Genomic DNA, 22,283 nt, shown 5'->3' on the forward strand with positions numbered 1-22,283 from the left:
GTGAGTACTAACAAACATAACGAATCATTTGTTCTCCTTAACGGGAAGAAACATACAGATACAGAAGGAGGGGAAAGCATGAGCGGCAGCTCATCCTCAAGCAGCTCCGACAAACTGCTGCTGGCGGCTATCGATCTCATAGCGGATAGAGGCTACAAATGCGTCACGACCAAAGAAATCGCGGCCGCCGCGGGACTAAGCGAAATGACGCTGTTCAGGCACTTCGGAAGCAAGCAGAATTTGCTCGAATCCGCCTTCGACCGGTTTCATTACGCCGGGGAGATGCAGAAGCTTTTTACGGAAAAGCTGGTATGGGAGCTGGAAACCGATCTTCTCCTGATCAGCCGGACCTACCACGAAATCATGAACCGCAACCGCAAAATGATCCAGATCAGCCTGAGAGAATCGGGAAGCTTGCCCGGTTTCCGGGAAAAGACGCAGAAGCATCCCCGCCATTTAAGAGAGTTTTTGACGGACTATTTCGTGAAGATGGCGGAGCGGGGAAAAATGGTCTCGACGAATCCCGATCTCCAGGCGGTCTCGTTCATGTGGATGAATTACGGCGCGTTTATGAATAACCGGGAAGGCTGGGGAGAGGGGACGTTCGCCGATGTTGCGCTCGACGATTTTATCCAAGAAAGTGTAAAGCTGTTCGTCGGGGGACTTACTCCTTAGTTTTTTGCGTCCGATATGTTAGTGAATACAAACATACATAGCTTTTATAATCAATGAGGTTAACCGAAGTATTCGGATATCACTTGCACTTTTAGGGAGGCGAAAGCCGTGTCAACCGCTGTACAGAAAACAACCGGCGATAAAATTATGCGGGTTCTGGCGTTCACTCTGGTCATTTCGGTCATGAACGCCTCGATTTTCAATATCGTACTGCCGCAGATCAGCGCGGAATTTCATCTGAATTCGGCCCAGGTCAGCTGGGTGGCTTCCATCTACATGCTGGTTTACGCCATCGGCTCGGTCATTTACGGCAAGCTCGCGGATAAGTATCCGTTAAAACGGCTGATCACGTTCGGGCTGATCGTTTTTGCGCTGGGCTCCGTCATCGGCCTGTCGGCCTCCGCTTACTGGATGGTCATTCTGGCAAGGGGCTTCCAGGCCATGGGGTCCTCGGTAATTCCCGCGGCCGCGATGATTATCCCGATCCGGTTTTTCCCGCCGGAGACCCGCGGCAGAGCCCTGGGCATTTCGGCTATCGGGATGGCGCTCGGCAACGCGCTCGGACCGGTGCTGTCGGGCCTGATCATGAGCGTAGCGGACTGGCGCTGGCTGTTCTGCCTGTCGCTGCTCACGCTGGTGACGCTGCCGTCTTACCGCAAGCTGCTCGATGACAAGCGCGGCACGGCCGGCAAAATCGATGCTTGGGGCGGGGCCCTGCTGGCGGGAACCGTCAGCCTGCTGCTGCTGAGCATCACGAACGGCGGCTGGATCACCGTAATCAGCGGAATCGTGCTGCTCGGACTTTTTATTCTCCGTATCTTGAAGGCGAAGGAGCCGTTTATCCAGCCCCGGCTGTTTTTGAATAAACATTACGTAACGGGCCTGGTCGTTTCCCTGATCATTGTAGGTCTCGGTTTTTCCTTATCGTTCCTGATCCCTCAGCTTATGTCGCACGTGAATCATATAGAGCCCGGCATGATCGGCTTTATGATGGTGCCGGGAGCGGCCGCATCCGCCATGATGGGTCTCAGAGGGGGCAGGCTGGCGGATGAGAAGGGCAACTCCTTTCTCGTGTATCTCGCTTCCTCTCTGCTGTTTATCAGTTTTGTTCTGCTTTCTTCCTTGTCCGGCGCTCTTCCCGGACTCGTGTCGGCTCTGCTCATCTTCGGCAACGTAGGCATGACGTTCATGCAGATTGCGCTGTCCAACACCATTTCGCGGTCTCTGGCCAGAGACCAGGTCGGCGTAGGGATGGGGCTGATGGCCATGATGAATTTTATCGGAATCGCGTCTTCGTCTGCTATTTACAGCAAGCTCCTGGACAACGGGGCGACGGTGACGTGGAATCCCTTCAATCTGTACCAGGGGGCTTCCGTGTACAGCAACATTTACTTGGGGCTTGCTGTCCTCGTTCTCGCGGCGGCCGGTATTTATTTCTACCGGTTCGGCAGAGCTCCGGCAGCGGGCGGTACGGCTCCTAGAAAAGCGGAAGCTTAACAGCTTGCGCGGCGGTAGTGAAAAAAACCGGAATGGGCCCATTAGGGCGTGATTCCGGTTTTTTGCGTTCGGCTTCAGCTCTGATCTCCTTCGTGTGAAGACAAAGCCTCGTGGAGATGGAGCCTTGCACGATTCATTTCCTGCAAAAACTCGGAAAAAACGGTTGAATCCGTTTTTTAGCTGACCTTGGCCCTGCGGGAACGGTATAGTGGAGGAAAAGAGGAAAAGCACCTAAGTAACTCAGCTTATGCAAAACTACGCCTATCATGTTTTTGCAGGAGGTTCCCCTATGTCTTACACGTTTGAGGAATTTGTGCTGCCGGATAAGGATTCCGGTCCGTACGGGTTGACGTTCGGCAAAGACGGAGCGATCTGGTTTACCGAGCAGAAAGGAAACCGGATCGGCCGTATGGCGCCGGACGGGACGATAGCGGAATATCCGGTGACCGCCGAAGAAGCCGGTCTCTCCATAATCATATCGGCAGCGGACGGGGCGTTATGGTTCAGCGGGTATAAAGCCGGTATAGTCGGGCGGATCGGCCTGTCGGGTGAAATCACGGAATTCCCGCTGCCCGCGGCGGATTCCGGGCCGTTCGGCCTTGCCGAGGGACCGGATGGAGCCGTGTGGTTCACGGAAATGACGGGAAATAAAATCGGGCGGATCACGGCGGACGGGACGCTTACGGAATACGGGCTTCCCCAGCCGGGCGCTTTTCCTTCCTTTATCGCACGAGGCCCGGACGGGGCGATGTGGTTCACGGAAAATCAGGGCAACCGGATCGGACGCATCACTTCTGCGGGGGAGATAACGGGATTCCCGCTCCCGAGCGGACAGGCAGGCCCGGTGGGTATCACGGCAGGCCCGGACGGCGCCTTATGGTTTGCCGAGATTAACGGCAACCGGATCGGGCGGATCTCGACAACGGGCGGGATCACCGAATACCCTCTTCCGGAGCCGGGGGCAAGGCCTCATGCGATTGCCGCAGGCACGCAGGGGGATTTGTGGTTTACGGAATGGGGAAGCAACAAGATCGGCCGAATCACTACCACCGGTCAAATATCGGAATATGCGATCCCCAGAGAGAAGGCGGAGCCGCACGGGCTTGTCGTCGGGCCTGACGGCGCCGTCTGGTTTGCACAGGAGAGCGGCCAGATCGGCCGGTTAACGGTCCGTCCGTTTTGAATTCGTAAAGACGAAGCACGGGAAAAGGAGATCACTGCGCCTAAGCGGTGATCTCTTTTTTTGTTGCTGTAAGAAGGGGCTAAAACAGGGGTAAAGTCCCTAAATTCAGGCGGGTTAGGGGTGGATTTTTTTATAAAAAGGTTTCGTATTATGGAATTTATTTACTGCAATTGTGCCTGTATCCTATGGTTTAATGAAGAGAGATGCCAAAATGAGCCTTTTTCTCACATTCGGGCCCTGATCTGGAAATGCACCAGGATACAAGGGCCCATCCAACATTTGCGGAGGTTTATCATGAAAAATATGTGGACACGCAATCTGCTTGCGTTCTCCCTTTTGACCGGAATGGCCTATACCTCGTTTATGACCCCGGAAGCTGCGGCGGCAGAGTCTTTCCGGACTTCGGCCGTTCACGGCTATACCGTGCAGTCAAGCACCATAAGGGAAGCGGGCGGGGGCACGCCTTTCTTGGCGGACGGTATGAATCTGGCGGCACCTGAAAAGGATGAGAACGTGAATCACATAGGGCTCAAGGAACTCGGGATTTTTGCGGGTATCCTTTTCGTTATCTATCAGTCGATTCGTGTTTTCCGGCAGGGGAAGAGGAAGGAGAAGCTGCTCCGGGAAGCGCAGGCTTATTCCACGGAGCTGTACCGGGACAGCGAGCGCCTCGGGCTGCTGGCCGATCTGTACAAAGGGCCTTCGGCCGAAAAGCGCATCCGCCCCGTAGAAGCCGAAATGAAAGATGTTTCTTCCATTCTGGATGAGATGACGGCCATGATTTCGGGAATCAAGATTTCTTTTATCGGCAATGTCAAAACGATGGAAGAAACGATGGGAGAATGCCGGGTACTGTTGAGGCAGTATCAAGGGGTATACGGCAGTCTGAAAGGGAGCATAGACAGGCTTTGCGAGCTGGAGAAGCAGAACGACAAAGTCGTATCGGAGCTTCAGGCGAAAATCGAATCCCTTCTGGCCAGAGCAAAGGACCGTTCGGCCGCCTACCGGGTGGATGATGTAGAAGAGGAACTGCTCGGTCTGCAAAAGCGGATCGGGATCATCGACCGGGAGCAGATGAGCGATTTTATTGACGTGCAGGAGCACCTTGCGCCGGAACGCGAGCAGCTCGCCGAGATCGAACGGCTGCTTGCGGAGCTGCCTGAGCTGCATAACCGGCAGCAGAAATTCAAAGGTCAGATAGGGAGCGCCCGGGATGACGTGAACCGCTCCATACGCGAGCACGGACTGAACTCCTCGGATTTGACTTCCTTTGCGAGTCTGGATCGTGCGGAGGCGCTCTCGGCCGCGATGCTGGAGGCGCTTAACGCAGGCCGGATCCGGGAAGCCGCACGCATTTCCTCGGACGTGACGGGTCTGATCAAACATTCGGTCATCGCGGCGGGAGAACTGGCAGAGTTGAGGGAAAGCTTGACCAAAACGCTCCGGCTTCTGAAAAGCGGCATGCGTGAGCTGGATTATCCCGAATCGGCCTTTAAGGAAGAGCTGAAACGGGTAAAAGCGTATTTTGCAGAATCCGTCTGGTCGTTTATGCGCGGAGAATTCGATCAATTTACGGCCTTGTCCCGTGAAATTACTCAAAAGCTTCCCGAGGTGGAAAACCTGCTGGCGGAAGGACGTTTTAACGAGGGCGGTAAAAAACTCATCGCTCTGATGGAGCAGTACGAGCTGGCCGAAAAGAAACATGCCCTCCTTCAGGTGTATGAAGCGGCCAATAAGGAACTGAACGGTCTGAGGGAGAGCGTCCATGCCTGCTGGATGGATTTTCAGGAGACGGTGTCGTTTATTTCGTCGGAAGGGTTGGAAGAAGCGCTGCACTCCCGCGATCTCGGGGATTTGAAATACAAAATTCATGACCGGAAAGAAATGATCGACCGTCGGATGAGCAGTCCTCCTATCCAGCTTGATCGGCTCAGAAGGGAGGCGGAAGCGATGTCCGCCGATATCCAGGCTTACCGCGCGCGCGTCGAGCAAATCGCCGACCAGCAGGAAGAATACGAGGACGAAGAGGAAAGAAAAAGTGTTGTGATCAACGTGAATTTTAAGTGATTTTGCATCGTATCGGCACAACTGCAGCAGGACGCGGCCGAGATGTTACCCGCCTCGAAAATGACTGGTCTGGTGCAAACGGCGGCTGAAAGGCCCTATATGTATTACATTCTGACGGTTAAAAGCCTGAATGGGTAGAATTCCGAATTCTAGAAAGGAAGTAAAATGTCTATTATAGGGAAAATTTTGCTCTGGCTAGTTGTTATTATGGTCATTTTTATAACCATGGGTGTTATTGGACTCTTAATCGATCAACGAAAATTAAGCAAAAAAGCGGACGAGCTTGAAGAAGAGCTCATTCGTCTGGAGGGAATGATGCGGCCTTTTATGGATTTATATAGAGGCCGAGCAACGGAGAGAAATTTGAGCCCGATAAAAGAAGAAATACAGGAAGCCCGGGAAGAACTAGAAGAACTGAGAAAACGAATAGCAACCATTTTTAAGAATAACAATAGTTTCGATCAAATAAAAATGATTCAAAAAGACATGGGGGACCTGGAAAAAAGTTTCAGTTCCCTTGAAGAAAAGATTAAAAAGTTGAGTGCCATGGAACAGGAGAACGAAAGCGTTCTTTCTCAGCTCCAGACAAAGGGAAATCAGTTATTGAAGCGAGTACAAGCATTGTCTGCAAAATATCAGCTGGGTGAGATTGAAAAAGGACTGATCACCCAGATGACATTAATTGAAGTCATAGAAGATAAACAGTTGTCCGATCTGATCAACGTACATGATACGCTTATGCCGATCCGTGCACAGATGGACGAAATCGAGAGCCTTCTCGATTCCCTCCCTCTCTATTATGAATTGGGGCAGGTACAGCCGGGAGAAGAGATCGAGGATCAGGTCGAAGCGGTACGTGCTCAGATGGAACGAGCGATGCTGGCGGCCGGTTTGAAAAAGGAAAAAAAGCCGCGAGACGAGAAAGCTGAGGCGCAGCCTTCTTCGGTACACGTAACAAGGCAAGCTTCTGCGGAGTCAATCGATCTGGATGAAGTAAAAAGACTGATGGACCAGGGGCTTGTGTTCGATGCCATCCATCGTATGGCGGCAAGTCTTGATCCAACCGTTAAAACCCGGCACGATGTTCAAGTGAAAGTGGTAGTTAACTCGCCGCACCCGGAACAGCAGGAATCGAAGAAGCAAAAGCGCGGCAAGAAAAGCGGCTAGGGGAAGCGCGGGGATGGCTAAATCCGAAAGGAAGCCCATAGTAGGGGGCGGGAAAATCGGAGCAGACAGTTAGCTGCCCTCTTCCCGCAACCGCTAATAAATGCTGAAAAACCGTTCCGTCCAGGAACGGTTTTTAGTTTGCCCGCAGGCCGGGGGGGGGGGGAGACCGTTGACTTTTTATCAGTTTAGTAATAAACTTATAATCATCAACGGAAGCGAGGTGAGCCGATGGAAAAGAATAAGAAGGAGCCGCTCCTTTTCAAGCAGGAGGAAAAGCTCGGGGTGCTGATCTGGTTCCGGTTGTCCCGCGTGTACAATCAGAGCATCCGGCAGTCCAACCAGCATTTGAAGGCCTGGAACTTATCGGCCGCGCAGTTCGATGTGTTGGCTCAGGTCGGCTCGCACGAGCGGCTGACTCAGCAGGAATTGGCGGACAAGCTGCTGGTCACCAAGGGAAATATTACACAGCTGTTGAGTAAAATGGAGGAACTGGGCTGGATCAGACGCGAGCAGGAATGGAAGACCAAATATATTTCGCTGACGGCGGAAGGACAAGCTTTGTTTGACGAGGCCGTTCCGCAGCAGGAACAGTTTCAGGCTTCCCAATTCGGCGCTTTGGACCGGGAAGAGAAGAAGCAGCTTCTGGAGCTGCTGAAAAAAGTCCAGAAACAATCCTGACAACATAACCGGGGAGGGCATCATCATGGAACTTAAAGGCATCCACCACGTATCGGCCATCACGGCGCAAGCACCGGAAAATTTCGAATTTTACACGAAGGTTCTGGGACTCCGTCTGGTGAAGAAGACGGTCAATCAGGACGATATCAGCGTGTATCACTTGTTTTATGGGGATGAGAAAGGCAATCCCGGAACGGAATTGACGTTCTTCGAAATTCCGATGGCCGCGCGGAACCGCGAAGGGGTTAGCAGCATTTCGGCCGCTTCCCTGCGGGTTGCCGGCGATGAAGCATTGAGCTGGTGGAAAGAGCGGTTCGCCGAATTCGGCGTCGACCACGACGAGATTCAAGACCGTGCGGGACGCGCGACGCTGGCTTTCCGCGATTTCGAAGGCCAGCGCCTGATTCTTGTGTCCGACCAAGACAACAAAGGGGTCGCGGGCGGCACGCCATGGGACCGGAGCCCGGTTCCCGCCGAATACGGCATCCTCGGACTTGGGCCCGTTAAATTGACGGTACAGGACCCGGAACCGACGGTGATCGTTTTGACGGAACTTTTGGGCTTCCGCGAAAAAGGCCGCTACGCGGCAGACGTGCCGGGACAGCCGGATATCGTCGTGTACGAAACCGGCGAAGGCGGCAGCGGGGCCGAGGTTCATATCGAGCAGAGGAACGATCTCTCCCGTGAACAGCTCGGCCGCGGCGGCGTACACCATGTCGCTTTCCGAGTGGATAACGAGGAAGAGCTGCGCGCCTGGATCAACCGGGTCCGGCAGGTTCGCTTCCCGAATTCCGGCTTCGTGGACCGGTTTTATTTCCGGTCCTTGTACTTCCGCGAACCGAACGGCATTCTGTTCGAGCTTGCGACGGACGGACCCGGCTTCGACACCGACGAGGATATCCGTCATCTGGGTGAATCGCTGGCGCTTCCGCCGTTTCTGGAATCCAAGCGCCCGCAGATTGAAGCGGGGTTGAAGCCGCTCCACACGAAAGCGGACTGAGCCCGCCGGTTTGATTATCGCAGCGAATGCCTTGTATAAGCCTCTCTTTGGACCGAAAGGTTCATCGGGAGGCTTTTTTGAGTTCAGTCGGCTGATACGGGCTCTGGGTTTATAACCGAGGAGGCGCGATGTGCCGGCACGGCATTTGAAATGAATTTTTCATCCCATGCAAATTCGGCGGCCCTTACTACCGTTCTTCAGCGGACCGACGCGGTTTTTGCCGTTTACAAACTTAACCAAGGGTACCGTGATTGACGAAGAAACGGAAACAAGCTATAGTATCAATATACCCATACGGGTATGAGTATAAAACAAAATTCGATCCGCCGATAAAAGTCCCGGTTGAACCCGGGGAGACAGAACGACGGAGGTTAGGACGCCGCGGAATAACATCAGGGAGGTATTCAACGTTATGAATATTCAAACTCATCAAATACTCGACGCCAAAGGGCTGGCCTGCCCGATGCCGATCGTACGCACGAAGAAAGCTCTGGAACAGATGGCTTCCGGCCAGGTGCTGGAGATTCAGGCAACGGACAAAGGTTCTTTGGCCGATATCCGGAGCTGGGCCAAAACGACGGGCCACCAGTACTTGGGCTCTACCGAAGAGGGAGAGGTGCTGCACCATTTTATCCGCAAATCCGATCCTGCCGAGGTCAAGGAAGAGCGGCAATTTCCGCATACGGCAACCAACGATGAACTGGAGCAGTGCTTGCGGGAGAAGCCGCTAACCAACGTTCTCGATGTACGCGAACCTGCGGAATATGCATTCGGGCACATACCGGGGGCGGTATCCATCCCCTTGGGAGAACTGGAGCAGCGGATCGGCGAGCTGAATGCGCACGAAGAGCTGTATATCGTCTGCCGGACGGGCAGCCGCAGCGATATGGCCGCGCAGCTGCTGGAGCGCCAAGGTTTTAAGCACATCCGCAACGTGCTTCCGGGCATGTCCGCTTGGACGGGTCCGCTGGAGAAGTCGGCGGGCATTTGACGCCCGGCCGGCGTGAAGCCTTTTACAACGTGAAATTTTAACGAATTTAAATCCAACATCTTGGGAGGAACTTACCATGAACAGAAAAGTAGCGATTATCGCATCCAACGGCGGCATGTTCGACGCCTATAAAGTGTTCAATCTCGCCACGGCGGCGGCCGCAACCGACGCGGAAGTGGGCATCTTTTTCACATTCGAGGGCTTGAACCTGATTCATAAGGACCTGCATAAGCAGCTTCCGCTGCCGGAAGGCAAGGAGGCGATGGCGGAAGGCTTCAAGCAGGCTAACGTTCCGTCAATCGGGGAACTGCTCGGTATGGCGCAGGAGTTGGGCGTACGGATTATCGCATGCCAGATGACGATGGATGTGATGGGGCTGACTGCGGAAGATTTCGTGAATGGAATTGAGGTCGGCGGAGCCGCGGCGTTCCTTGATTTTGCTTTTGACGCGGACGTTACTTTGACCTTTTGAGGAAGAGGGAGAGCACTTCCTGTCCAGACAACTAACGGGTTGGATCATTAAAACGATGAATCACTTACAAGAGCAGGGAGGCTATACGGATGAATACGGGAAATCAAGAGGAAGGGCGGCTTAAAGGAATGACGGCCGCCGCGCTGGCGAAGAAGGTTCTTAATAATAAGCCCCTTTTTGTATTGGATGTACGCAATGAAAGCGACTTTGCCGATTGGAAAATCGAAGGCAATGGGGTCGATATGCTGAATGTGCCTTATTTCGAGCTGCTGGACGGGGTGGAAGCCGTAACGGATAAAATCCCGACGGACCGCCAAGTGCTGGTCGTATGCGCAAAAGAAGGCTCGTCGAAATTCGTGGGCGAGCAGCTTGTGGAGTCCGGTTTCTCCGATGTTTCGTACCTGGTCGGCGGGATGAAATCGTGGAGCGAGCATCTGGAGCCCGTGAAGGTGGGCGATCTGAAAGACGGAGGAGCCGTCTACCAATTCGTCCGGATCGGCAAAGGCTGCCTCTCCTACATGGTGATCTCGGGCGGAGAGGCCGCGGTGATCGATGCGGTGCGGATGACCGAGGTGTTCACCGGTTTTGCCCGGGAGAAGCAGGCCGTGATCAAGCATGTGCTGGATACGCACCTTCATGCCGATCATATATCCGGAGGCCGCAGGCTGGCCGCAGAAACGGGAGCGGCTTACTGGCTGCCGCCCAAGGACGCGGAGGAAGTGGCGTTCGGCTACTCGGAGCTGGAGGAAGGCGCCGATATTAAGGTCGGCTCCACCCGGATCGAGATTCAGCCGCTGTATTCCCCGGGCCACACGATCGGAAGCACGTCGTTTGTGGTGGATGAACGTTATCTGCTGACGGGGGACATCCTGTTCGTCGCTTCCATCGGACGTCCGGATCTGGCCGGCAAGGCGGAGGACTGGGTGGCAGATCTGCGCACCACGTTATACGACCGCTACAAGAAGCTGTCCGAAGAGCTGATCGTGCTGCCGGCGCACTTCGGGCGGTTTGCCGAGCTGGGCGAAGGCGGAAAAGTGTCCGCCAGACTGGGCGATCTGTTCGCGCACAATCCGGGGCTGAATATCGGAGACGAAGACGAGTTCCGGAAAACCGTTTCGGAGAATCTGCCTCCGCAGCCTAACTCCTATCAGGAAATCAGGCAAACCAACATGGGCAAAATAACGCCAACGGAAGAAGAGCAGCGCGAAATGGAGATCGGTCCGAACCGCTGTGCCGTGCACGACAAGTAAGACGAGATTTTACAAGAGCAATCATTAACGGGATAAACGATAGAGGAGGACTATAAAATGGAAGTTAACGTAACGGTAGATACGAAGGGAATGGCATGTCCGATGCCGATCGTCAAAGCCAAGAAGGCACTCGATTCGCTGGAATCCGGAGGCATTATGCAGGTTCTGTCCACGGACAAAGGCTCGCTGAACGATTTTCAGGCTTGGGTCAAGCAGACCGGGCACGAGCTGATCAAGCATGAAGAAGCTAACGGCGTATATACATTTTACGTGAGAAAAAAATAAGACGGGAGCGTCGGGTACAGGCTGCCCTGAAAGCTCGATTTCCCGGGCTTTTTCCGCAACTCCCGTATCAGTTATCGGTATAAACAACACGGACACCCAGATGGCCGTAGGTTTCTTCGGTGTAGTGACCGCCGGGGCAGACTTTAACTACGCAGTGGGCGGTAGCCTCATCGCTTTGGAGGGGCTGCCCGCAATGCGGACATACCGAAACGAATAACCGTTTGAGTCGTTGGATCATTTTTTAAAACCCCTTTTTCCAACTAAATTACTTGGTATTAATTTATTATAGCCGGATCGGCGGCACAAGTATAGGGCTTTTTTCTTCTAATTTATGCCGCCGCCGGAATGCCGTGCTAAAGATTTGCTTCAGGTGAGACAAGGAGGATGTTATGGATGTATTGTTAGCGGTCATCATGCTGGCGCTGGGGCTGGCCGGGTCATTTTTGTCGGGCCTGCTCGGAATCGGGGGAGCCATTATTAACTATCCGCTCCTGCTGTTCGTCCCTCCTCTGTTCGGGGAGGCCGCTTTTACGGCCCAGGAAGTTTCCGCGATCTCAATGTTCCAGGTGTTCTTCGCCTCCTTGTCCGGTGTCCTGTTTCAAAGACGCGGAAAAAACGGACCTTCCCTCGTGCATAGAGGGCTTGTCCTGTATATGGGCGGCGGCGTGCTTGCGGGCAGCCTGATCGGCGGACTGGCTTCGAAATATATGCCCGGCGACACGATTAATGTGATTTACGGCGTGTTGGCGGTACTGGCGGTGGTGCTGATGCTGATCCCGGCCAAGGGAAAGCTGCAGGAGGAAGGGGCCGGTCTTGTTTTCAACAAACCGCTTGCCGTACTTTCCGCATTGGCAGTGGGTCTGGTGTCCGGGATCGTCGGCGCGGGCGGGGCGTTTATTCTTATCCCGATCATGCTGACCCTGCTGAAAATTCCTACCCGCACCACGATCGCTTCTTCGCTGGCCATTGTGTTCATCTCCGCGGTCGGCGGGGTGATCGGGAAAATCGGGGCAGGGCATATCCCGCTGCTTCCGGTTATTTTTACGGTCATCGGCAGTCTGCTCGGAGCGCCGCTCGGTTCCCGGATTTCCGCCCGAATTAATGTGAAGTACCTGCGGTACGCATTGATCGTTCTCATTGCCGCCACCGCGGTTAAAATATGGCTGCCTATTTTATTGTAGAAAGCCGGTCCGCTGCGGATCGGCTAAAATTTTCTCATTTTGAATACCTATAGGTGTATATGTATAAAGGAGTGACATGATGGAGGAGCATAAAGAAGGAACGACGATCGTGTTGTTCAGCGGGGAAATGGATAAAGCTATCGCCGCTTTTATTATAGCGAACGGCGCGGCCGCTTACGATCACGAGGTGACGATCTTCTTCACCTTCTGGGGATTGAACGCGCTGCGCAAAGATGAGCCGGTCAAGCTCAAGAAGGGCTGGCTGGAAAACATGTTCGGCCGGATGATGCCGAGAGGGCCGGAGAAGCTGGGCCTGTCCAAGATGAACTATATGGGCATGGGCCCGAAAATGATTCGGCATGTGCTCAAAAAGCACAATGCGCTGACGCTTCCGCAGCTCATCGAGCTGGCGCAGGAGCAAGGCATTAAGCTCGTCGCCTGTACGATGACCATGGATCTGCTCGGCCTGCAGAAGGAAGAGCTGTTGGACGGAATCGAGTACGCGGGCGTAGCCGCTTACCTGGGCGATGCCTCGCAGGCGAAGGTGAATCTGTTTATTTGACGGGAAAAGAGCGAAGCCGCTGTGCGGCGGGTTGATACCGTCCGGTGCTGCCGTATCGCGTGCCGGGAACTGTACGCGATACGGCGGCACGGCATGGCTGCGGCAAAAAGGGAAGGAGTCGACTCCTTCCCTTTTTATTTGCGCCCGGCGGACGGTGCGTCCGCGCTGTGTACAGGCATGAAGCCGGTCGGTGCAAAGAGAGACCGCGGCGGCTTCACGATTTGACCGCCGTACGGATCGGCGTGCTCAAGCAGATGCCGCCGCTTCTCCACGCACAGAGGCTCCCCTGTACTGTCCGCCGCATGCTGTACGACTGATGCCGTACGCTGTCCGCTAAGCCATCGGTCGTATGCTATCGGTGCCGCGCCGCACTATCTGGCGGATGCTATTTCTTCGCTGCCGAGCAGCGACCATACGGCATTGCCGTGGAGGTCCTTGGACTGACGCAGATGCGAGACGTGAATGTCCCCGTTGGCCCGCTGCCAGACGACTTTGGCTTCCGCTTTATTGTCGCGCAGAAGCAGCGCATACATAAGATCGCCGGGTTTAAGCCCGCGAGTTGCCGTGATGAAGACTTCATTGAAAGAGGAAGCTTCGTTCCGGCTTAGCTTGCTTTCGAATTCAGCCTCAATGTCGGGGCCTGCAATCAAGTTCCACTGCTCTTGCGCGAACGCGGCCGGCTGTTTGGAGTCCTGATTTGCTTTCTCAGACGGCTTTTGATCAAGTGCCTCAACGGCCTTGTTCCAGGAGCTTTCTAATTTCGAATACACGTTGGGATCGGAAAACTCCTTATAAGGAACGGGTTTAGAGGATGCCTCCGGGACAACCGCTGCTGGATATTTTTCGATAAACGAACGTGCCGTATCGGCGGGAGTTGTTCCGGTTGTTGTATTCGCCGCGTACACAACTGTACTTGATATGACGACAGCAGCAAGTGCAGTGATTCCGGTGATCGCTTTTTTATTCATTTTATCCTCCTGTTACTTATCATCTCCAAGTTGTACTGCCAGTGCGGTACTCTGAGCGCTCATCTCCAGCACGATAATAAAAATTGTGCCATGTTTTCATGAAATATTCGCCTTGAGCAGGATGTCTTTTTCGTTCAATTTCATCTTCTGCCGTTTTCTGACCAATTGTTTGGACTTGATGCTCTCCCATATAAACTCCATCATGAAATAATTGCAGACCTGCAATTAATGATGCAGGTATACCGTCTGTGCCGGAGAAAGATCCTCCAACCATATATCCCTGCTCAGCAGTAAGAATCCTCAGATCGACATTTCCATAATAAGCATGACCTGACGACGGATAGAACAAGCTACTTCCAATTAGAACGATAGGAATTGCGATTAATTTATTTCTATTCATCAGCATCCTCCATTAGGTTTAAATGACAGGTTCAAAAAAAGTATAACTTACAATTTGTAATTTTGGCAAATAAAGTTAAAGTCCCAAGTGTTCTAAGTCTTGAAAACTTTTTTGGAAAAATAGTGATCCAAACTTCACTCCCTTGAGTTAAACCCTATGTAAAGACCAAACAAGAACAAGCAGCGCCAAAAAACGGAAACGCGAAAAACACATAGACCAAAGGAGTGAACGTCCACGCAAATGAAAAAAATTACTCGTTCCCGAACTGAGCTTGTCCATCCTCATGCTAACGGTAGCCGTCAATGCAGCCGCTGTTCAAACACCGACGACTGAACGAATATGCGGCGGGCAGCTACGAGGCCCCAATGAACTTTCTTCCTTATCGGAAAGAAGCAGAAAACTACATTAAAAAGGACTGCCGTTGGAGGCGGTCCTTATTTTTTTTCACCATATAAGCATAGGGCTGCGCGCCACGGAACTGACAAAGGCGGTTAGGTTGTAGAGGCGGCGGCATGCTATAATCGAGACGGATAACGTTCAGGGAGGGCAGACCGCATGGGTGTCAGGAGAATCTACCGCAACTATTTGAAAAACAACTTGTTTCTGAAAATGATCCTGATGTTTTCCCTGATCACGATCCTGACCATCATTACGCTTTCGTATTTGATGTTTTCTTTCATGTCCCAATCCATTGTGCAGCGGGAACTGGCCAACCAGAAAAAGGCGATGGAAGGCGTCAGCTCGTACGTTAACGGCAAATTCGAGTGGATGCAGTCGCTGCTCACGGACATTTACCAGAACGACGCCCTGTCGGCCAACATGTCGTATTTTCTCCAGCATCCTTATCAGGAATATGCCGAACACCGGCTGGATCAATTCTATAAAGATACGAATTTTTCGACGGATGTTCTGAAATATTTGCAGAACAAGCTGGACGCGGACCCGGATATCCAGAATCTCATGCTCTACAGCGCGGAGGAACAGTATCTCTACACGTACAATTCCAACCGGCTGAGCAAGCTGATTTCCACGAACGCTTCGCGTTCCTACATTCCGGACATTATGGCACAGGAGACCCGCACGATAGCCCCGCCGAACGTCTGGATGCGCAAGACGCTGAACCAGTGGGACCCCAGGTTGTATTCCATCCGCGTACCGGTTAACGATAAATATTCGCTCAAAAATATCGGGCAGCTGCTCCTTTATTTCAATTCGGACGGGATAGTCCGGGCTCTCGAAAGCTACAAGCCGGATTTGAAGGGGACGATCTTCGTGATGACCCCCGACGGGGACGTGATGTTTGATTCTTCCGGTCAATACTACGGGAAGAAGTTCCCCTACACCGACAGGATCAACAGTTTGTACGATACGGGCACGCTGCAAAACGGCATGTATTTGACGAAGCTGACGCAGAGCCGGGGCGGCTTTATCGTCATGGGGGCCGCACCCAAGGAAGAGATCGCGGCCTCCTACCGGGGCCTGCGCAACACGATCCTGCTCGTCAGCGCGATTGCTATTCTGTTCGCGATCCTCATTCCGTCGCTGTTCATTATGAACTTCGCGAAGCGGACGAACCGGATCATCCAGTTCACGCGGCGGGTGAAGCGGGGAGACCTGAAAGCGCGGATCCGCGATACCCGCGAAGACGAGCTCGGGCAGATTTCCAAAAGCTTTAACGATATGCTGGACGAGCTGAACAACTACATCGACCGCGTGTATAAGGCGGAGATCAAGCAGAAGCATACCGAGCTGACCGCGCTTCAGGCCCGGATTAATCCGCATTTCCTCTATAACACGCTGGAGGTGATCCGGATGAGGGCGCTGTCCCAAGGGGCCAGCGATGTCGGCGAGATGATTTACAGCTTGTCCGTGCTGTTCAAAAGCTTCGTGCAGCAGAAGACGATCTATACGATGAAGGATGAAGTCGAGGCGTGCCGGATGTATCTGGAGCTTTTCCGTATCCGGTACAAGGACCGTTTTTCGTACGAAATCGTGTGGGAGCGGGACTTGGCGCACGTTCAGATTTTGAAAATGTCGCTGCAGCCGATCATCGAGAACTATGTCGTTCACGGAATCCGCAGCGACCGCAAGGATAACCGTCTGACGATTACGATCGGCGAAGAGGGCGGATTCGTCCGGGTCCGGGTGCAGGATAACGGCAACGGCTTGACGGAAGAGAAGCTGGACGAGATCACGGAGAAGCTGGACCGGGAGGAAACGGAAGGCGAATCTTTCGGTCTGAGGAGCGTTCACGAAAGGCTGAAACTGCAGTACGGGAGCGAATACGGGATTGAACTTCACAGCGAGCCGGGACAAGGTACGACGGTAATCGTCCGGTATCCCGGCGCAGAGGGACAGGAGGCGGCCCATGTATAGAGTATTTCTGGTGGATGACGAGCCGTTCATTATCGAAGGGCTTTACGATATTATAGACTGGTCCTCGTTCGGGCTCGAAATTGTGGGCCAGGCCGAGAACGGTCGGGAGGCGCTGGAGGCGCTGAAGAAGACACCGGTGGATCTTCTGATCACGGACATTTCGATGCCGGTTATGAACGGGCTCGATCTGATCCGCGGGGCGCGGGAGTTTCATCCCGACCTGAAGGTAGTGGTCCTCAGCGGGTTTAACGATTTTGTGTATCTGAAAGAATGCATCCGGCTCGGCATCGAAAATTATTTGCTGAAGCCGATTAATCTGGATGAGCTGAAAGCGACGCTGGACAATACGGTGGAGAAGCTGAACGCTTCAAAATCCGAACGCTTGTTCAACGAATACGGCGTGCAGATTTTGAAGGACAATATGATGCACCGCTGGCTGACGGGGCAGATCGCGTCCGGCGAGTACAGGGAGCGGGCCGATCTGCTCGGCATCGAGATGGACAAGCCGTACATGGCCGCCGCGGTTATGCGGCTCGAAGAGAACTTCGTCCAGGTGTTCGAGTTGATTTCGCGGCAGATGAAATACAACGAGTCGATCATCCCGTTCCGGGATGTGGACGGAGACCTCGTGATTCTTTTCGTGATGGACGATCCCGAAGAAGGCAAGCGCGAGATGATCGGCACAATTGAAGAACTGCTGGACCGGCTCACGACGTACCAGCCCATCCGCACCTCCATCGGAAGCGTGCAGCCGCTCCCCGATCAGGCGCCGCTCGGCTACCGGCACGCGAAGAAGGCGCAGGAATATTTCCTGCTCTACCCGGAGCACGGCCTCATCGACTACAGCGACCTGCCTTCGGGCAAGGATGCGGGGAAAGCGAAGTTTCCGATTGACTGGAGCGAGTATACGAAGCTGATCATGGCTAAAGACCGGGAGAAGCTGCTTCTGCGCATCGAAGAGGATTTCGAAGAGATGCAGACGCTGGAGGGTGTCACCCCCGGGGACATTCAGGATATCGCCATGGAAGTCATTATTCTTTTCAAAATGGCGCTGAAAGAGATCAAGCACGTGGAGGAAACCGAGCTGTACAAGGAAGGTTTCGAGAAAGTGCGGCAGGCGGGCACCCTGCGCGAGCTGATCCAGGCCGTCCAGGACGTGGCGGGGCTTACGGTCGATTCGCTGGTCCGGGATATCAAGAGCCCGGTTGTCCAGCAGGTGCTCAATTACATCCACGAATCGTATGCCGAAGAGCTCTCGCTGAAAGCGCTGGGCGCGCTGTACAATATTCATCCCGTCTATCTGGGCCAGCTGTTCCACAGGGAGACCGGCGAGACCTTTACGGAATACATCAACAAATACCGGATCGAGAAGGCGAAGGAACAGCTGAAAACGACGCATCTGAAAGTACACGAAATCGCCCGGAATGTGGGCTACTGGGAAACGGGTTACTTTTACAAACAATTTAAGAAATATGTGGGAATCTCACCTACCGATTTCAAGGGACTGCTCTAGCGGATGGCCGCGGGCGGTCTCTTTTCTTTATTTTAGACACGATAACTTTAATTTCTCTTCTATTTGAAACTGCTTTCATCACGTACAGTAAAGATAGTCCTCGAAGCAAGCGGACAGCGGCCTAAAGCCCTGTGCATAGGGCATTTCCCGGTTCCGCACAATGAATAGAGCAGAAGATCGCGTAGAAAAGCCGTCTGCCCTGTTCGTGCAGAGATGGCGGATTTATTAAAGGGGAGGATACACACATGAACAGAAGCAAGAAAAGTCTGTCTGTCGTACTAGCCATGCTGCTTACGTTTACTCTGGTGCTCAGCGCCTGCGGCGGCAAAGACAGCAAACAAGGCGAGGGAACGGCGGATAAGCCGGTAGAACTGATCTGGTACACGATCGGGACTCCGCAGAAAGACACGGACCGCGTCATGGAAGAAGTCAGCAAGTACACGAAAGAGAAAATCGGCGTTACCGTCAAAATGAGACAAATCGATTTCGGCGACTACTCCCAGAAGATGCAGGTTATGGCCGCTTCCGGTGAGCCGATCGATATCATGTTCACTTCTTCGTGGGCATTCGATTATGTCCAGAATGCAAGAAAAGGCGCATTCCTGGCGATCGACGACCTCTTGAATAAACAAGGCAAAGGCATTAAAGACGCTCTCGACCCGGCGTTCCTCGAAGGCTCCAAAGTAGACGGACACAACTACGGTATTCCGGCTAACAAAGAGCTTCCGGCACAGGAAGTATGGCGCTTCAACAAGAAGCTGCTCGACAAGTACAACCTGGATATCACCAACGTGAACACGCTGGAAAGCCTGGAGCCGCTGCTCAAAACGATCAAGGAAAAAGAACCGAACGTATTCCCGCTGGCGGCGGACAAAAACTTCGGTCTGTACGTTCCTTACGACTACGTCATCGAAAAAATGCCGATGGCCGTCAAGCTCGACAGCACGGACCTGAAAGTCGTTAACGTTTTTGATACACCTGAAATGAAACAGGCGCTTCAAACGATGAACAAGTACTATAAAGCCGGCTACATCCCGACCGAAGCGGCTACACTCAACTCGCTGAGCGACGTTCAAGCAACGGGCAAATGGTTCGCGGACAAAGCGACCAACCAGCCTTTCGCCGACAACCAATGGTCCGCAAGCTACGGCTACCCGGTTGTATCGACTCCGGCCGGCCCGTCCACTATCTTCAACTGGTCCGTAATGGGCTCCATGCAGGCGATCTCCGCCAACTCCAAGTATCCGGAGAAAGCGATGGAATTCCTGAACCTGCTGAATACCGATCCGAAGCTCCGCAACATGGTGGATTCCGGTATCGAAGGCGTGCACTACAAGAAAATCGGCGACAACGTGATGGAAAACCTTCCGGATGCGAAGAACTACGACATGCCGACATTCTCGCTCGGCAGCGTTATTATCACGTACCTGAACAAAGAAGACCCTGCCAACAAGTGGGACGAGTTCAAGAAGTTCAACGATGCGGGCAAACCGGCTCCGCTGCTCGGCTTTAACTTCGACACATCGAAAGTCACAACTGAAATCGCCGCCGTACAGAACGTGAAGGAAGCCTTCTGGACTTCACTGATGACCGGTACGGTAGATCCGAATCAATACCTGCCGCAAGCTAACGAGAAAATGAAAGCTGCGGGTCTGGATAAAATCATGGCGGAAGCCCAGCGTCAAATCGACGAGTGGAAAGCTTCCAAGAAGTAAGAGAATCAGAATCGGATTAGGCGAATGTTTCCCGCATTCGCCTGATTTTTTATGCTCGCGAGCGTTACCGGCTTCGAATTATTTCTCAAAAGGGGTGATAGGGTGTGACAAGGATTACGAATTTCTTCAAAGACATCAACAAAAACAAAGCACTCCTTCTCATGGTACTGCCAGGCACGATCTGGTTCCTGTTCTTCTCCTATCTGCCGATGGCAGGTATGGTCATTGCGTTCAAACAATACCGGTACAGCCGGGACGGCTTCTGGGCCAGCATAGTCGAAAGCAAGTGGGTCGGCCTGCAAAACTTCAAGTTCCTGTTCAGCACGAACGACGCTTACATCATTACGCGCAATACCCTGCTTTATAACACCGTGTTTATTATCGTCGGCCTGGTCCTTTCGGTCCTGCTGGCTATCGTACTATCCGAAATCGTAAATAAACGGCTCGCCAAAATATATCAGACCGGCATGTTTCTCCCGTACTTTCTGTCCTGGGTCATCGTCGGCTATTTCGTATTCAGCTTCCTCAGCTTCGACAAAGGTCTCGTGAATAAAGTCGGCGCCATGTTCGGCGTAGATCCTATCCAGTGGTACAACAACCCGACATACTGGCCGCTGATCATCATCCTGGTGTTCCTGTGGAAGTCCGTCGGCTACAACAGCGTCGTTTACCTGGCCGCCATTATGGGGATCGACAAATCCCTGTACGAAGCGGCCATGATCGACGGCGCAAGCAAGTGGCAGCAGATCCGCAACATTACGATCCCGATGCTGAAGCCGCTCATGACGATTCTGACGCTGCTGGCGATCGGCCGCATTTTCTATGCCGACTTCGGTCTCTTCTATCAGGTTCCGAGAGATTCCGGCACGCTCTACTCCGTGACGAACGTTATCGACACGTATGTATACCGCGGCCTCAAAACGACCGGTGAAATCGGCATGAGCACCGCCGCAGGTCTTTACCAGTCCCTGGTCGGATTTATTCTCGTCATTACCTCGAACTACATCGTACGCAAATTCAACAAAGAGAATGCCTTGTTCTAAGAGATCAGCATGTGAAAGGGGGAATTGGCTGTGCAAGCCCAAACGAGAAAAAAAAGCCGCGATTTTCATCAGCTCCCGACCGTCTGGAACGTTGTCTTTAACCTGATTGCAGCCTTGTTCGCTTTTGCCTGCGTCTTTCCGTTCCTGTTCGTTACGATCATCTCCTTCACGGATGAAACGACACTGGCCGCCAACGGCTATCAGCTTATCCCGGAAAAATGGAGCCTGGAGGCTTACCGCTATTTGTTCAAAGCGGGCGATCAGCTTCTCCGCTCGTACGGCGTCACGATTCTCGTCACGATTGTCGGGACCGTTATCTCCGTCATCATGACGGCGCTGTTCGCTTATGCCATTTCGCGTAAAACGTTCAAATACCGCAATTTCTTCGGATTTTTCGCTTTCTTCACGATGCTGTTCAACGGCGGTATGGTACCGACGTATATCGTCGTAACCCAGCTGCTCGGCATGAAAGATTCGCTCTGGGCGCTCATTCTGCCCTTGGCGGGGAACGCCTTCTACATCATGATTATGCGGACGTTCTTCAGCACCTCGGTGCCGGACGCGATTGTCGAGTCCGGTAAAATCGACGGCGCGGGCGAATTCCAGATCTTCTACAAGCTCGTCATGCCGCTGGCTCTGCCCGGTATGGCGACGATCGGCCTGTTCAGTACGCTGGGCTACTGGAACGACTGGTTCAACGCGCTTCTGTACATCGACGATCCGAAGCTGGTTCCGCTCCAGTCGATGCTGATGCGGATCGAGAACAGCATGCAGTTTCTGCTGCAGAACACGAACAACCCGTCGCTCGGGATGGGCGTGCTGCAGTCGCTGCCGCAGGATACGTCGCGGATGGCGATGGTCGTCTTGGCGACCGGACCGATCATTCTCGCGTATCCGTTCTTCCAGCGTTACTTCATTCAAGGCCTGACGATCGGCGCCGTAAAAGAATAGGCCGGGCCGAGCGCAGTGCGGGCGAAAGCTTCGGCACTGCGGGGCCGGGAGGCCAGAGGGCGGCCGCTTCCCGTCTAACCTGCGGAGGAGCATCCCCCCCGGATATAAGTCCGTGCCCGGATGCGGCGACAACGGCCCTGCAGCCTGCGGGGCCGCTCCTGCATGGAGAGCTGAACGCCCGCGCCGGATGCCGCTTTTCGCAGCTTTAGAGCAGAAGCGACATACCGGGTCAAAACCTACACATATAAGAAACGAGATAGATCAGGTAAACTAGCAGACAAACTGGGATATTATTGGAGGAACCGAAGC

At 53.4% G+C, this 22,283-nt stretch carries 21 protein-coding genes; 18 read left to right on the forward strand and 3 right to left on the reverse strand.

Going from position 1 to position 22,283, the window contains the following annotated elements; translation table 11 throughout:
• Window positions 1-78: 78 nt before the first annotated feature.
• From ACI48J_RS02180 to ACI48J_RS02240, 13 genes are all read left to right on the forward strand, one after another.
• On the forward strand, window positions 79-675 hold the full coding sequence (locus ACI48J_RS02180; RefSeq protein WP_326052046.1) for a TetR/AcrR family transcriptional regulator: 597 nt from the start codon (window positions 79-81) through the stop codon (window positions 673-675).
• 108 nt (window positions 676-783) lie between these two features.
• Window positions 784-2,172: an MFS transporter gene (locus ACI48J_RS02185; RefSeq protein WP_405081431.1), complete on the forward strand. Its 1,389-nt coding sequence runs from the start codon at window positions 784-786 to the stop codon at window positions 2,170-2,172.
• A 289-nt stretch (window positions 2,173-2,461) separates the two neighbouring features.
• Window positions 2,462-3,355, forward strand: a complete 894-nt coding sequence (locus ACI48J_RS02190) for a Virginiamycin B lyase (protein WP_405081432.1) — start codon at window positions 2,462-2,464, stop codon at window positions 3,353-3,355.
• Between the two features lie 294 nt (window positions 3,356-3,649).
• Window positions 3,650-5,422, forward strand: a complete 1,773-nt coding sequence (locus tag ACI48J_RS02195; protein WP_405081433.1) for a hypothetical protein — start codon at window positions 3,650-3,652, stop codon at window positions 5,420-5,422.
• A gap of 165 nt (window positions 5,423-5,587) precedes the next feature.
• Window positions 5,588-6,589, forward strand: coding sequence for a hypothetical protein (locus ACI48J_RS02200; protein ID WP_326052042.1), 1,002 nt, complete (start codon window positions 5,588-5,590; stop codon window positions 6,587-6,589).
• 228 nt (window positions 6,590-6,817) lie between these two features.
• Complete coding sequence (locus ACI48J_RS02205) at window positions 6,818-7,267, forward strand: MarR family winged helix-turn-helix transcriptional regulator (RefSeq protein WP_405081434.1); 450 nt, start codon at window positions 6,818-6,820, stop codon at window positions 7,265-7,267.
• 25 nt (window positions 7,268-7,292) lie between these two features.
• Window positions 7,293-8,267 carry a ring-cleaving dioxygenase gene (locus ACI48J_RS02210; RefSeq protein ID WP_326052040.1) on the forward strand — a complete coding sequence of 325 codons (975 nt, stop codon included), beginning with the start codon at window positions 7,293-7,295 and terminating at the stop codon, window positions 8,265-8,267.
• A 412-nt stretch (window positions 8,268-8,679) separates the two neighbouring features.
• Complete coding sequence (locus ACI48J_RS02215) at window positions 8,680-9,258, forward strand: sulfurtransferase TusA family protein (RefSeq protein ID WP_405081435.1); 579 nt, start codon at window positions 8,680-8,682, stop codon at window positions 9,256-9,258.
• Window positions 9,259-9,334: 76 nt separating this feature from the next.
• Entirely contained in the window at window positions 9,335-9,730 is a 396-nt protein-coding gene (locus tag ACI48J_RS02220) for a DsrE/DsrF/DrsH-like family protein (protein WP_405081437.1), read from the forward strand.
• A 128-nt stretch (window positions 9,731-9,858) separates the two neighbouring features.
• Entirely contained in the window at window positions 9,859-10,980 is a 1,122-nt protein-coding gene (locus ACI48J_RS02225; RefSeq protein ID WP_405083165.1) for an MBL fold metallo-hydrolase, read from the forward strand.
• A 57-nt stretch (window positions 10,981-11,037) separates the two neighbouring features.
• The gene (locus tag ACI48J_RS02230; protein WP_326052036.1) at window positions 11,038-11,265 is read left to right on the forward strand and encodes a sulfurtransferase TusA family protein; all 228 of its coding nucleotides are present in this window, start codon (window positions 11,038-11,040) and stop codon (window positions 11,263-11,265) included.
• A gap of 389 nt (window positions 11,266-11,654) precedes the next feature.
• Window positions 11,655-12,446, forward strand: a complete 792-nt coding sequence (locus ACI48J_RS02235; RefSeq protein ID WP_405081438.1) for a sulfite exporter TauE/SafE family protein — start codon at window positions 11,655-11,657, stop codon at window positions 12,444-12,446.
• Between the two features lie 79 nt (window positions 12,447-12,525).
• Window positions 12,526-13,008, forward strand: coding sequence for a DsrE/DsrF/DrsH-like family protein (locus tag ACI48J_RS02240; protein ID WP_405083166.1), 483 nt, complete (start codon window positions 12,526-12,528; stop codon window positions 13,006-13,008).
• A gap of 134 nt (window positions 13,009-13,142) precedes the next feature.
• Here ACI48J_RS02240 and ACI48J_RS02245 read toward each other — a convergent pair whose 3' ends face one another.
• From ACI48J_RS02245 to ACI48J_RS02255, 3 genes are all read right to left on the reverse strand, one after another.
• Window positions 13,143-13,280, reverse strand: a complete 138-nt coding sequence (locus ACI48J_RS02245) for a hypothetical protein (protein ID WP_405081440.1) — start codon at window positions 13,278-13,280, stop codon at window positions 13,143-13,145.
• Window positions 13,281-13,379: 99 nt separating this feature from the next.
• A complete protein-coding gene (locus tag ACI48J_RS02250; protein WP_405081441.1) occupies window positions 13,380-13,976 on the reverse strand; it encodes a hypothetical protein in 597 nt (198 codons plus the stop codon).
• Between the two features lie 19 nt (window positions 13,977-13,995).
• A complete protein-coding gene (locus ACI48J_RS02255) occupies window positions 13,996-14,376 on the reverse strand; it encodes a hypothetical protein (protein WP_405081442.1) in 381 nt (126 codons plus the stop codon).
• Between the two features lie 555 nt (window positions 14,377-14,931).
• On the opposite strand from ACI48J_RS02255, the gene ACI48J_RS02260 reads away from it, so the two are divergent.
• From ACI48J_RS02260 to ACI48J_RS02280, 5 genes are all read left to right on the forward strand, one after another.
• Window positions 14,932-16,752, forward strand: coding sequence for a sensor histidine kinase (locus ACI48J_RS02260; protein WP_405081443.1), 1,821 nt, complete (start codon window positions 14,932-14,934; stop codon window positions 16,750-16,752).
• Entirely contained in the window at window positions 16,745-18,265 is a 1,521-nt protein-coding gene (locus ACI48J_RS02265; protein WP_326052029.1) for a response regulator transcription factor, read from the forward strand. The genes ACI48J_RS02260 and ACI48J_RS02265 overlap by 8 nt, the downstream gene beginning before the upstream one ends.
• A 245-nt stretch (window positions 18,266-18,510) precedes the next feature.
• On the forward strand, window positions 18,511-19,980 hold the full coding sequence (locus ACI48J_RS02270; RefSeq protein ID WP_326052028.1) for an ABC transporter substrate-binding protein: 1,470 nt from the start codon (window positions 18,511-18,513) through the stop codon (window positions 19,978-19,980).
• A 161-nt stretch (window positions 19,981-20,141) separates the two neighbouring features.
• Complete coding sequence (locus tag ACI48J_RS02275; RefSeq protein WP_405083167.1) at window positions 20,142-21,023, forward strand: ABC transporter permease; 882 nt, start codon at window positions 20,142-20,144, stop codon at window positions 21,021-21,023.
• Window positions 21,024-21,053: 30 nt separating this feature from the next.
• Window positions 21,054-21,974, forward strand: coding sequence for a carbohydrate ABC transporter permease (locus tag ACI48J_RS02280; RefSeq protein ID WP_009673528.1), 921 nt, complete (start codon window positions 21,054-21,056; stop codon window positions 21,972-21,974).
• Window positions 21,975-22,283: the final 309 nt, after the last annotated feature.

The sequence above is a fragment of the Paenibacillus chitinolyticus genome, assembly GCF_045038035.1.
Taxonomy (GTDB): domain Bacteria; phylum Bacillota; class Bacilli; order Paenibacillales; family NBRC-103111; genus Paenibacillus_F; species Paenibacillus_F chitinolyticus_A.

Coding starts and splice junctions, on each gene's coding strand:
- ACI48J_RS02180 (WP_326052046.1), top strand. CDS start 79: ATGAGCGGCAGCTCATCCTCAAGCAGCTCCGACAAACTGCTGCTGGCG.
- ACI48J_RS02190 (WP_405081432.1), top strand. CDS start 2,462: ATGTCTTACACGTTTGAGGAATTTGTGCTGCCGGATAAGGATTCCGGT.
- ACI48J_RS02195 (WP_405081433.1), top strand. CDS start 3,650: ATGAAAAATATGTGGACACGCAATCTGCTTGCGTTCTCCCTTTTGACC.
- ACI48J_RS02200 (WP_326052042.1), top strand. CDS start 5,588: ATGTCTATTATAGGGAAAATTTTGCTCTGGCTAGTTGTTATTATGGTC.
- ACI48J_RS02205 (WP_405081434.1), top strand. CDS start 6,818: ATGGAAAAGAATAAGAAGGAGCCGCTCCTTTTCAAGCAGGAGGAAAAG.
- ACI48J_RS02210 (WP_326052040.1), top strand. CDS start 7,293: ATGGAACTTAAAGGCATCCACCACGTATCGGCCATCACGGCGCAAGCA.
- ACI48J_RS02215 (WP_405081435.1), top strand. CDS start 8,680: ATGAATATTCAAACTCATCAAATACTCGACGCCAAAGGGCTGGCCTGC.
- ACI48J_RS02220 (WP_405081437.1), top strand. CDS start 9,335: ATGAACAGAAAAGTAGCGATTATCGCATCCAACGGCGGCATGTTCGAC.
- ACI48J_RS02225 (WP_405083165.1), top strand. CDS start 9,859: ATGACGGCCGCCGCGCTGGCGAAGAAGGTTCTTAATAATAAGCCCCTT.
- ACI48J_RS02230 (WP_326052036.1), top strand. CDS start 11,038: ATGGAAGTTAACGTAACGGTAGATACGAAGGGAATGGCATGTCCGATG.
- ACI48J_RS02235 (WP_405081438.1), top strand. CDS start 11,655: ATGGATGTATTGTTAGCGGTCATCATGCTGGCGCTGGGGCTGGCCGGG.
- ACI48J_RS02240 (WP_405083166.1), top strand. CDS start 12,526: ATGGAGGAGCATAAAGAAGGAACGACGATCGTGTTGTTCAGCGGGGAA.
- ACI48J_RS02250 (WP_405081441.1), bottom strand. CDS start 13,976: ATGAATAAAAAAGCGATCACCGGAATCACTGCACTTGCTGCTGTCGTC.
- ACI48J_RS02255 (WP_405081442.1), bottom strand. CDS start 14,376: ATGAATAGAAATAAATTAATCGCAATTCCTATCGTTCTAATTGGAAGT.
- ACI48J_RS02260 (WP_405081443.1), top strand. CDS start 14,932: ATGGGTGTCAGGAGAATCTACCGCAACTATTTGAAAAACAACTTGTTT.
- ACI48J_RS02265 (WP_326052029.1), top strand. CDS start 16,745: ATGTATAGAGTATTTCTGGTGGATGACGAGCCGTTCATTATCGAAGGG.
- ACI48J_RS02270 (WP_326052028.1), top strand. CDS start 18,511: ATGAACAGAAGCAAGAAAAGTCTGTCTGTCGTACTAGCCATGCTGCTT.
- ACI48J_RS02275 (WP_405083167.1), top strand. CDS start 20,142: ATGGTACTGCCAGGCACGATCTGGTTCCTGTTCTTCTCCTATCTGCCG.